This window comes from Caballeronia sp. dw_276, assembly GCF_018449635.1.
Lineage (GTDB): Bacteria > Pseudomonadota > Gammaproteobacteria > Burkholderiales > Burkholderiaceae > Caballeronia.
The window spans coordinates 275080-287656 of record NZ_JAAVUV010000001.1 but is presented as its reverse complement, the minus strand read 5'-3'; the positions used below and the strand labels follow the sequence as shown (position 1 = coordinate 287656).

Below are 12577 nucleotides of genomic sequence, written 5' to 3'. Positions count from 1 at the left end.
TTACAAGGCCACGATAAAAATGAATTTCATGCTTCCCAACGTCGTTCGATATCGCCCGAGGGCGGTTATTGCTCTGGTCATTGGTGTGATTGTCGCAATTTTGGTTCCATATGACTTGCGCCCGCTCGTGCGCGGCCTGATTGGTTGGGACACTACCGTATGGCTTTATCTCGTGCTCATATGGATTCAAATGTGGAGAGCGCATCAGGATGAGGTCCAGAAACTTGCCGCGCGCGAGGATGAAAATGCGGGGATGGTCCTGCTGATCGTCAGTCTTGCGGCCATGGCGAGTATCGTGGCAATCGTCGCCGAACTGGCGGCCGCCAAGAACATGGGGTTCCGCAGCGCCTTACCCAACTATTTGCTGACGGGCATCACGATGTTCGGCGCGTGGTTCCTGATCCCGACCATGTTCACGCTCCACTACGCGCGGCATTACTATCAATCGCAAGACGAGACGTCGCTGAAATTTCCCGATTCTCATTTGAAGCCCGGCTATTGGGACTTCCTGTATTTCTCCTTCACGATCGCGGTGGCATCGCAGACGTCGGACGTGGTCCTGCGCTCGACCGAAGTCAGGCGAACCGCTTTGGCACAATCGATCTTATCGTTTTTCTTCAACGCGGCTGTGCTGGGTTTATGCGTGAATACGGCCGCGGGATTATTAGGATCGTAAAAACTGTTTAAGCAATATTTGCTGATATCAAAAAACGTCGGTCTTAATTTCCTCATCGGTTTGATATAACGATTCCAAATTCCGCTGTGTAAAAACGCCGTTACCGACGCGTGCTTTTTTACACAGCGTCAAATGTCTGTCTTCTGTCGAGCGTAACTTCATCTATTAAGTGCGGCGTGCCTAACGCTTTCCCGCGGTTTTAGGAAAATCTTTGCTGCATGGCACAACGTTTGCTCTAAAGAATCCGCATCCCCTCTTCCCTCCGATAAAAGCACCGGACGCGTGCGCCGCCTGTTAATCAGGCCGAGCACCGCCCATCGCTTTTCATCTTTCAAACGCCAGGAGTCAGCTTTGTCCTTGAACGTATTGCTTGTCGCTTCAGAGGCCGTGCCGCTTGCCAAAACTGGCGGATTAGGTGACATGGTCAGCGCATACGCCGCGGCGTTGCGTGAAGCGGGAGTGGATGCGGCAATACTTTTGCCGGCGTATCCGAAAGCATTGGAAACGGTCGATGGATTGCAGAAGGTCGCTTCATTGACGGGCCTCCCGGGCGGTGACGGTGTTTTGTATCGTGGTCGCATGCCCGATACGGGCGTGCCCGTGATCCTGTTGCGCATGGACCATCTGTACGCTCGCGAGGGGCTTTACCAGGATGCGAAGGGACGCGACTACGAAGACAACGCTATCCGCTTTGCGTCGTTGTCGGCGGCAGCGGTCCGGGTGGCCGAAGGCGTTCGCGGCTTCAAGAAGCCGGACATCGTTCATGCACATGACTGGCATTCCGGCCTTACGCCGCTTCTGATGAAGCATGCAGGCGTGCACGCAAAAAGCGTTTTCACGATCCACAATCTTGCGTTCCAAGGCAACTATTCGCTCTCGCTTGGTGCAGCGCTCGGCGTGCCGGCCAAGTGGCTCGTGCCTGCGCTCACGGAACAAAAGAGCATCGAATTTTATGGCGCGTTGAGTCTGATGAAAGCAGGCATCGTCCACGCGGATCATGTTGCAACTGTCAGCGAAACCTACGCACGCGAAATTCTCACGCCGCGTTTCGGCCATCTGATGGAAGGCGTCCTGCAATGCTATGCAGAGAAGCTTTCGGGCATCATCAATGGCATCGATGTCGGCGCCTGGGACCCGATGACCGACACGCAGATCGCTCGCAACTATTGTTTCGACGATATGCGCGGCAAGCACGCCTGCAAGCGCGAGCTGCAACAGATGTTCGGGCTTCCTGTCGATCCGTTCGCGCCGGTGATTGCAATCGGCAGCCGGATGACGTCGCAGAAAATGGCGGACGTGGCGATCGATGCCATCCCAGCCCTGCTCGAACAGCATCCGCGTTTGCAGATCGCGGTAATCGGAAAAGGCGAAGCGCATATCGAAACGGCGTTTCAGCGCTTGGCGCAATCGTGGCCGGATCGTATCGGCGTGCATATTGGTTACGACGAACGCCGCGCGCACGTGCTGCATTCGGGCGCCGATATCCTGCTGCACGGCAGCCGCTTCGAGCCATGCGGTCTGACGCAGATCTATGCAATGCGTTACGGCACCTTGCCGGTGGCGTCGCGTGTGGGCGGGTTGGCAGACACCATTGTGGATGCAGTCGAAGCGTCGTCGATGCAAGTGGGCTTCCAGTCTTCGCCGGTCGAAGGCCTGGGCAGCTTCGAGGGCGCGACGTCGTCACGTCCAGCCACGGGCTTTCTATTCGATGGCGAAGCAACGCACGACATGGTCGCCGCCGTCACGCGAGCCGTCCAGGCATTCATGCGCCCGCAACAATGGCGCACGCTTCAACGCAACGCGATGGCGCGTGACTACGGCTGGAGCCATGCGGTTGCGAAATACGTCCAGCTTTACGCCGGCCTGACGGACGCACGCCCGGCAAAAACGCCGCTGCGCACACGCCGCGTGCCGATCCATGCGTCGGCCGTTCCAGGCATCGCCGCCATCTCCGCCAAGGCAGCGCCCGCTGCCGTCGCCACCCGTCACGATGCGGAACAGCCGCGATTCGTCGCGCGCAGCGCCTGAGGACGCTCACATCGCGTCGTTCAATGGTACGGTTATGACGTTGTCGCCCGCCGCGCTGCGAGAAGCGCGGCGGGCGGCGGTCGTCTGACCTGAACCAAGGATTCCGACGCCCAAGCCAGATTCCCGCCAACGGTGCGGCACGCTACGTGCTGTGTCCTTAAAGCGACCCCTGGCGCCGCACCGAACGACGTATCGCGCATGGCAGCTTCATGTCGATACGTAACGCACTCGTGACCCCGGAAATGGTGCTTGAAGACTGTCTGAGGCTCGTCTGCCGTAGCCGTTCTTGCGGTAAGTTTTTTGCCTGGTTGAGCGCGATCGCGTTTTCCCGCATCCACGCCATAGCAGGACGAACTGGAAAAGACGACCGATGGAACACCATCACATGCTTCAAGCGTATGCGCCACGAATCTATTTCATCGACCCGCTTCTTGTCGGACCATTGTCACAATGGCCTGCGCAATTCGAACACGCCGCAGCCCTCGGCTTTGATCACGTTCTGATTGGCGCGCCATTCCTGCCCGGCAAGAACGGGCATCGACAGGCAGTGGCCGATCATCACAAACTTCATCCCGCCTTCGAAACCGATCTGTCCGCGAGTGAAGCCCTGCGCCTGCTTTCAAGCCAGGCGGAGAAAAACGGGCTGACGTTGCTGGTCGATATCAATCTGGACCGGGTCAGCGCCGAAGGTGGCCTGTTCCAGGACAACCGCCACTGGTTCCATCCGTTTGAAGCCGCCGAAGCGCGGCTCGATCCGCGCACCGCGCCGCATGAAGAAAGCGTCGCGCACGCGAATTTCGGCGATGGCGAAGCGGCCCACGCATTGACCGAATGGTGGGCGCGCGAATTGATGCTGATCGCCGATGCCGGCATTGGCGGCTTCCGTTTCGAAGCGCCGCACAAGGTGCCTGCGCATGTCTGGCGACGACTGGGCGCGGCCGTGCGCGAACGTCATCCGCAAACGAAATGGCTCGCGTGGACCGTCGGTATCAGCCGTCATGACATTGCGAATCTCGCCGATGCCGGTTTCGACTCGGTGTTTTCATCGGCAAGATGGTGGGACTTTCAGAGCAACTGGCTCTTCGATGAACACGCAGCGCTGTTTCGCATCGCGCCGCCGATCGCGTTCCCTGAAGAACCTTACGGCACGCGCCTGCTGAATGACCTGCCCGACACCAGCGATTCATCGTTGGTGGAACGCGCTTACCGCCGCGCGTTGTACACGGCAGCGGGCATAGGCACCGGCGTGCTCGTACCAATGGGCTTCGAATACGGCGTCACGCAACCGCTCTCATACAACCACGGTAGCGCGGAAGAATTCAATCGCGCGAAAGAGAGTGCGCGCTTCAATGTATCGGCGGAAGTTGCGCACGCGAATGCGCTGCAACGCAATTCGGCGGCCCTTGCCAGCACCGGCGAGTTGCGCACGCTGACCGGTCCCGGCACGCCGTACGCCGCGATCCTGCGCGGCAGCGGCCCGGACTTGCGCACGGCGAGCGAAGCCGCATTGATCGTCCTGAATGCGGACCTGACCAAGCCGGTTTATATCGATACCCGTCATTTGCTCGATGGCGCGCCGGGTAACTTCACGCGTTTTCGCGCGATCGATGAAGACACGACCGGCACGCCGCTGCCGCTGAAACCGTTCCTGCTGCAGCCGGGCGAAGTCCGCTTGCTGCGCGGCGCGTCCGAACCGCCCATCTTGCTTGCGCAACCGCAGGTCAAACGCGGCGCCAAATCCGCCGATAAAAAATCGGTGAACGAAGCGCTCATCGCCCCGCGCGTGATGATCGAAAGCGTCGAGCCGTCGGTCGATCATGGGCGTTTCCCGGCGAAGCGGATCGTGGGCGAAGCAGCCGAGATCACCGCCGCGATCTTTGCGGAAGGCCACGACAAGATCGCCGCCGCGGTCCAATGGCGCGCCGCCGATGAAACCGACTGGCACGAAGCGAAGATGCTTCCGGTCATCCCACTTGGCAACGACTTGTGGACGACCCGCATTCCGCTCGATCGTCTCGGCCGTCATGAATTCACCGTGATCGCATGGCGTGACGACTTTGCGTCGCTCATCGACCACATGCAGAAGAAGCTCAAGGCGGAGCAGACCGTCGAGCTCGAACTTGAAGAGTTGCGCCATCTCTTCGCGCTGATCCTTGCCGAAGTGAAAACCACGGAAGGTTCGCAGACGGAGCCGCTGGAAGGTATCGTCAAGCAGTTTGCGAAAGCCGATGGCGAAACGCGCCTTGCGCTCGCCTTGTCGCCGGAGACGGCGCAGGCGATCGAGGCGGCTCGGCATCGTCCGTTCCTGTCACGCGATCCGGTGATTTACCGGATCGACGCCGAACGTGCCGCCGCGCGCTTCGCAAGCTGGTACGAGATCTTCCCGCGCTCGATGAGCGACGATGAAAACCGCCACGGCACGTTCATCGATGTGATCGGCAAGATGCCGCGCATCCGCGAGATGGGTTTCGACGTGCTGTACTTTCCGCCGATCAACCCGATTGGCATCGCGAACCGCAAGGGCAAGAACAATACGCTTACGGCATTACCCGGCGATGTGGGCAGCCCGTATGCGATAGGCGGCAAGGAAGGCGGGCACGACGCGGTGCACCCGGAGCTTGGCAATCTGGATGACTTCAAGCGCATGCTCGAAGCCGCGCGTGCGCACGGCCTTGAAATCGCGCTCGACTTCGCGGTGCAATGTTCGCCGGACCATCCGTGGCTAAAGGAGCATCCCACGTGGTTCGCATGGCGTCCGGACGGCACGCTGCGTTACGCCGAAAATCCGCCGAAGAAATATCAGGACATCGTGAATCCGGACTTCTACGCGAAGGACGCAAAGCCGGAGCTGTGGCTTTCGTTGCGCGACGTATTCCTTTTCTGGATCGCGGCGGGCGTGAAGATTTTCCGTGTCGATAACCCGCACACCAAGCCCATGCCGTTCTGGGAATGGGTGATAGGCGATGTGCGCGCGCGTCACCCTGACGTCATGTTCCTGGCCGAAGCGTTCACGCGTCCGCGCGTGATGAACCGCCTCGCCAAGCTCGGCTTCTCGCAGTCGTACACGTACTTCACGTGGCGTGAATCTAAGCGCGACTTCGTGGAATACATGCACGACCTGACGCAAACCGATGCGAAGGAATTCTTCCGCCCCAACTTCTTCGTCAACACGCCCGATATCAACCCGCGTTTCCTGCAGCGTTCGGGACGCGCCGGGTTTGTGATCCGCGCGGCGCTTGCCGCAACGCTTTCGGGACTCTGGGGCGTGTATAGCGGTTTCGAACTTTGCGAAGCCGCGGCGTTGCCTAACAGCGAGGAGTATCTCGACTCGGAGAAGTACCAGATTCGCGCGTGGGACTGGAACCGGCCGGGGAATATCGTCGGGGAAATTACGGCGCTCAACCGCATCCGGAAGGCCAATCCGGCGCTGCATTCGCACCTCGGCGTCAACTTCCTGCCTGCGGCTAACGAAAACATTCTCTTCTTCGAGAAAGCCAACGCCGCGCGTGACAACGTGGTGCTGGTTGCGATCAACCTCGATCCGTTCAACGAGCAAGGCGCGGATATCGAATTGCCGTGGCAGACCCTCTCCGGCTGGGGCGTTCAGGAATGGGACGCACTGTCAGTGGAGGACCAGATGACGGGCGAACGTTTCGAATGGCGCGGCAGACGGCAGCACATTCGTCTCGATCCCAATACCCGGCCGTTTGCGATCTGGAGAATCGCACCGACTTGGGGCCTGCCTCGCAAGGAAACGGCGGTCTGAAAGTCAAGGACCTGATGCGATCCATCCGGGCGCTCAGGTCATCATCACGAAGGCATCAGCCGACGTGGCACAGAACAACTCACGCAGCCGGAAACAGTGCGCACACGCGCACCTCGCCGGCTCAAGGAGCGACACGTGAAGCGCAACAAGAATTCGACTGTCAGCAACGATCCGCTTTGGTACAAAGACGCGATCATCTATCAGATCCACATCAAGTCCTTCTTCGACGCCAACAATGACGGCATCGGCGATTTCCCCGGCCTGCTCGCGAAGCTCGATTACATCGCGGAACTCGGGGTGGATTGCATCTGGCTGCTGCCGTTCTATCCATCGCCACGTCGCGACGATGGTTACGACATCGCCGATTACCGTAACGTGCATCCGGATTACGGCACGCTTGCCGACGTCAAGCGCTTCATCCAGGAAGCACACGCGCGCGGCATTCGCGTGGTGACAGAACTGGTCATCAACCACACGTCCGATCAACATCCGTGGTTCCAGCGCGCGCGTCTGGCCAAGCCCGGCTCGAATCATCGCAACTACTACGTCTGGTCCGATACCGACAAGAAGTATGAAGACACGCGGATCATCTTCATCGATTCGGAGCCGTCCAACTGGACGCACGATCCGGTCGCCGGTCAATATTATTGGCACCGGTTCTTCAACCATCAGCCCGACCTGAACTTCGATAACCCCGCCGTGCTGAAGGAAGTGCTGTCCGTCATGCGCTTCTGGCTGGATATGGGTATCGACGGGTTGCGGCTTGACGCCGTGCCGTATCTCGTGGAACGCGAAGGCACTAACAACGAGAACCTGCCAGAAACGCACGCGATCCTGAAGACGATCCGCGCGACCATCGACAAGGAATATCCGAACCGCATGTTGCTGGCCGAGGCGAATCAGTGGCCGGAAGACGTGAAGGAATATTTCGGCGATGAAGACGAATGCCACATGGCGTTCCATTTCCCGCTGATGCCGCGTATCTATATGTCGATTGCAAGCGAAGACCGCTTTCCGATCACCGACATCATGCGTCAAACGCCGGACCTCGCGCCGACCAACCAGTGGGCGATTTTCCTGCGTAATCACGATGAACTCACGCTCGAAATGGTGACCGATTCCGAACGCGATTACTTGTGGAACACCTACGCAAGCGATCGCCGCGCGCGCCTGAATCTCGGCATTCGGCGCCGTCTTGCGCCGCTGATGGAGCGCGATCGTCGCCGTATCGAACTGATCAATTCGCTGCTGCTTTCCATGCCTGGCACGCCCGTGATCTATTACGGCGATGAACTCGGCATGGGCGACAACATTCACCTGGGCGATCGCGACGGCGTGCGTACGCCGATGCAATGGTCATCGGACAGGAACGGCGGCTTTTCGCGCGCCGATCCCGAGCAGCTCGTGCTGCCGCCGGTGATGGGATCGCTTTACGGCTACGACGCAATCAACGTGGAATCGCAAAGCCGCGATCCGCATTCGCTGCTCAACTGGACCCGGAAAATGCTCGCCGTGCGTCGCGCGAAGCATGCGTTCGGGCGTGGCACGATCCGCTTCCTGCGCCCGAACAATCGCAAGATCCTCGCGTATATCCGCGAGATCGAAGGCGAGCCGCCAATTTTGTGCGTTGCGAATCTTTCGCGCGCGCCGCAAGCCGTCGAGCTCGATTTGTCCGAGTACGCCGGTTCCGTGCCGCTGGAAATGACCGCGGACTCCGCGTTCCCGCCTATCGGACAATTGACGTATTTGCTGACGTTTCCGCCGTACGGCTTCCTATGGTTCCAGCTGTGCCCGGGCAATCAGCGTCCGGCGTGGAGCCAGGCGCCGTCGGAACAATTGCCGGAATTCGTGACCATGGTGATTCGCGCCGGCCAGACCGGCCCGACGCCGGAGAACGTGCGCCTGCTCGAATCCGAAGTATTGCCGTCTTATTTGAGCAAGCGGCGCTGGTTTGCATCGAAGGATCAGACGTTGAAGAGCGTGCGGCTCGCCGCGTTGACGACCATTCCCGAAGCAGGCTTCGCGTTCACAGAAGTGGAAGCCGATGTCGGCGATCACACCGAGCGCTATGTGCTGCCTTTGACCATTGCATGGGGCACGGAAACCACGTCGCCGCTGTACATGCAACTGGCGCTGGCCCGTGTGCGCCAGAGCCGCAATATCGGTCACATCACCGACGCGTTTGCGGTGCCCGCATTCACATATGGCGTGCTGAGAAAACTCAAGCAGCGCGCCGTGGTCCCGACTGTACAGAAGAGCGAGATCCGCTTTATCCCGACCGAGCGTCTGGATGCGCTGGACTTCAATTTCAAGCCGGGCGAACCGCTGCCCGAGATCCGCTGGCTCGCGGCCGAACAAAGCAACAGTTCGCTCGTGATCGGCGATCAGGTCGTGCTCAAGCTGGTGCGACGCCTCGTTGGCGGAATTCATCCGGAAGCGGAAATGAGCCGCTACCTGACCAAGCTCGGCTACGCGAACACCGGGCCGCTGTTCGGCGAAGTCGTGCGCGTCGATCCGGAAGGCGTGCCGCATACGTTGTGCATCTTGCAGGGGTTTATCGACAATCAGGGCGATGCCTGGAACTACGCGCTCGATTATTTGCGCCGTACTGTCGATGAACTGGCGCTCGCCGTGGACACCGAAGATCATTCGATGGACCGCGAGAAGGAGATGCAGGGCATCGAGGGATACAGAAAAATTGCGGGGATCATTGGGCGGCGTCTCGGCGAATTGCACGTCGCGCTCGCTTCGCCTTCCGACGATCCGGCGTTCTCGCCCGAAACGGCATCGAAGGAAGACGTGCGCGCATGGAACGACGGCACGCACACGCTGCTCGTCACCGCGCTCGATATCCTCAGCGCCAAGATCCGCGACTTCAGCGAGCACGACCGCGAACTCGCGCAAAGCCTGCTTGATCGCCGCGATCTGCTGCTCGCGGCCGTCCAGAAGCTCGTGCCGGAAAGCGCCAAGGCGCTGCGCATCCGCATTCACGGCGACTTCCACCTGGGCCAGGTCTTGATGGCGCAAGGCGATGCGTTCCTGATCGACTTCGAGGGCGAACCGGCGCGGCCGCTGGAAGAGCGCCGCAAAAAGTCGAGCCCGTTGCGCGACGTGGCCGGCTTATTGCGTTCTCTCTCGTATGCCAGCGCAGCAGCGCAGCCGACGACCGAAAACGCACCGGCTGCCACCGCCGATCGCAAACGTGCACTGTTCGAGCGCCTGCGCGCGCATGGCGAAGAAGGTTTCCTTGCCGAATACAATGCGGCGGTCGCAGCCTCACCGCAGCCAGTTGCCGGCGATGAAGCCACTTTGGCCGCCCTGCTCGATCTCTTCCTGATCGAAAAAGCCGCCTACGAAATCCGCTATGAAGCGGCTAACCGTCCGACGTGGATCGGCTTGCCGTTGCGTGGCCTCGCGTCGCTTGCGAGCCGCCTGCTTGGCGATACCGGCGCACCGCTCGCGCCCGGCTCGCGTCCCGCGGACGCCGCACAAAAGGACACATCCGATGGAAACGAACATGAATAAGCGCACCGACGACCGCAGCCTGACCGAAGGGCTGCATCCGCTCGATATCGACGCGCTCGTCGAGGCGCGGCATCCCGATCCGTTTTCCAAGCTCGGGTTGCATCAGACGGATGCGGGTCCCGTCGTGCGCGTGTTGCTGCCCGGAGCGACCAGCGTGCAGGTGCTGGCGCGCGACAGCAGCGCGCCGCTTGGCACGCTCACGCAGATCCATCCGGCGGGGCTATTCGTTGGGTTTATCGACGAGGCGCAGGCTTACCGGCTGAACATCGACTGGCACGGCACGCCGCAAGAGGTCGCCGATACCTATTCGTTCGGCCCGGTTCTCGATGAAGACGCGCTGAACCGTATTTCGTGGGGCGATCCGTACGCGGTGCTCGAATGCCTGGGTTCGCGGCCAGTCGTGCATGGCGGTGTATCGGGCGTGCGCTTTGCCGTATGGGCGCCGAATGCGCGTCGCGTTTCCGTAGTCGGCGACTTCAATTCGTGGGACGGCCGGCGTCATCCAATGCGTCTGCGCCACAACGCAGGCGTCTGGGAACTATTCGTGCCGGGCCTCGGCGCCGGCACGCGCTACAAGTACGAGATCATCACGCGCGAAGGTCACGCGCTGCCGCTGAAAGCCGACCCGTGCGCGATGCAAAGCGAACGGCCGCCGTTGACGGCGTCAGTGGTTGCAGATGCAGATGCCATCGATGGATACAGCTGGACCGACAGCGAGTGGATGAACACGAAGCGCGGCCCGAAGCAGACCGTCAATGCGCCGATATCGATTTACGAAGTTCATGCCGAATCATGGTTGCGCGTGCCTGAAGACGGCAACCGCGGCCTGAACTGGCACGAGCTCGCCGAGCGCCTGATCCCCTATGCAAAAAGCATGGGTTTCACGCACCTCGAATTCATGCCGGTCGCCGAGCATCCGTTTGGCGGATCGTGGGGATATCAGCCATTGGGGCAATTCGCACCATCGGCACGATTCGGAACGCCTGAGCAATTCGCCGAGTTCGTCAATCGCGCGCATGAGGCCGAGCTTGGGATCATTCTTGACTGGGTCCCGGCGCACTTTCCGAACGACGCGCACGGGCTCTATCAGTTCGACGGCACGCCGCTTTACGAGCACGCCGACCCGCGCGAGGGCTATCACCAGGATTGGAACACGATGATCTACAACCTCGGGCGCAACGAGGTGAGTGCGTTCCTGGTGGCTTCGGGGCTGGCCTGGCTGAAGCGTTATCACGTCGATGGATTGCGCGTGGACGCGGTGGCATCGATGTTGTATCGCGACTATTCGCGCAAGGCCGACGAATGGGTGCCGAACATTTACGGCGGCCGTGAGAATCTGGAATCGATTGCATTCCTTAAACGCTTGAATCACGAAGTCCGGCAGATTCCGGGCGCGATCACGATTGCCGAAGAATCGACGGCGTGGCCGGGTGTGACGGCGCGCGTTGAAGACGGCGGATTAGGTTTCGATTTCAAGTGGAACATGGGCTGGATGCACGACACGCTGCATTACATGGAAGAAGATCCTGTATACAGGCAGTACCACCACAACATGTTTACCTTCGGGATGGTCTACGCATATTCCGAGCGCTTTGTGCTACCGCTTTCCCACGATGAAGTCGTGCATGGCAAGGGATCGTTGATTGGCAAGATGCCGGGCGATCACTGGCAGAAATTTGCCAACTTGCGGGCGTATCTTGGTTTCATGTGGACGCATCCGGGCAAGAAGCTGTTGTTCATGGGTGGTGAGTTTGGTCAGTTTGCCGAGTTCAACCACGATGCGTCGCCGCACTGGCATTTGCTCGATGACCCGTATCACGGCGGCTTGCAAAAGCTTGTTCGCGATTTGAACAAGGTGTACGGGGACGAGCCGGCGTTGCACAAGCTCGATAGCGATCCGCGCGGGTTCGACTGGCTGGTCGGGGACGATTCCGGGAATAGCGTGTTTGCATTCCGGCGGACTGATGGCGAGGGTCGCGAGTGCGTGGTGATATCGAATATGACGCCGGTACCCCGGCAGGGGTATAGGGTTGGGTTGCCGTGCGGCGGGCGTTGGACGGAGATTCTTAATTCCGATGCTTCGGTTTATGGCGGGTCGAATGTTGGCAATGGGGGCGTGATTCACGCCGAGGAAATTTCTAGCCATGGGCGGGAGTTTTCTGCCGCGTTGGTGTTGCCGCCGTTGGCTACGATTGTACTGAGGCTGGATTAGGGCGGGAGGGCGGGGGCGGGGTTGGTGCCGGGTTGCTGCTTTTTGGGCCTGCGCGCGTTTGGTGTTAGTCGTTTTCTTTAGCACTATTAGCCACTGTCCGTGGCGGGACTTCATTTCTTTGTCCAACGGCGACAAAGAAACGAAGCAAAGAAAACGCCTCTCAAACGAGGGCACGTAAGTGTCCCCAGCGTGCAGTTCCAAACTGTTTGGTACCCCAAAAGCACGCTCAGCGAATAACCCTGAACAGTTGAAACCCTCCCCCTCCGAACACGGATACCCACACGCTTCGCCACCAGTGTGGGAATCCGTTAATACGAAAACCCGGCCTACGCATAACAACGGAATAGCCCAACAGTCCAAAACATCATGA

5 protein-coding genes are annotated in these 12577 nt (G+C 59.9%); all 5 read left to right on the top strand.

The features are described from left to right. The first annotated feature begins 19 nt into the window (after positions 1-19). The 5 genes from HB633_RS01205 (at position 20) to glgB (ending at position 12207) form a co-directional block, all read left to right on the top strand. On the top strand, positions 20-676 hold the full coding sequence (locus HB633_RS01205) for a DUF1345 domain-containing protein (RefSeq protein ID WP_213776247.1): 657 nt from the start codon (positions 20-22) through the stop codon (positions 674-676). A 351-nt stretch (positions 677-1027) separates the two neighbouring features. Beyond that, positions 1028-2704 carry a glycogen synthase GlgA gene (gene glgA / locus HB633_RS01200; protein WP_213776246.1) on the top strand — a complete coding sequence of 559 codons (1677 nt, stop codon included), beginning with the start codon at positions 1028-1030 and terminating at the stop codon, positions 2702-2704. A 370-nt stretch (positions 2705-3074) separates the two neighbouring features. Then, positions 3075-6470, top strand: a complete 3396-nt coding sequence (locus HB633_RS01195; RefSeq protein ID WP_213776245.1) for a maltotransferase domain-containing protein — start codon at positions 3075-3077, stop codon at positions 6468-6470. Between the two features lie 135 nt (positions 6471-6605). Next, positions 6606-9995 carry a maltose alpha-D-glucosyltransferase gene (treS, locus tag HB633_RS01190; protein ID WP_213776244.1) on the top strand — a complete coding sequence of 1130 codons (3390 nt, stop codon included), beginning with the start codon at positions 6606-6608 and terminating at the stop codon, positions 9993-9995. Further along, positions 9988-12207 carry a 1,4-alpha-glucan branching protein GlgB gene (glgB, locus tag HB633_RS01185; RefSeq protein WP_213776243.1) on the top strand — a complete coding sequence of 740 codons (2220 nt, stop codon included), beginning with the start codon at positions 9988-9990 and terminating at the stop codon, positions 12205-12207. Before treS ends, glgB begins: the two co-directional genes overlap by 8 nt. The last annotated feature ends 370 nt before the right edge of the window (positions 12208-12577 follow it).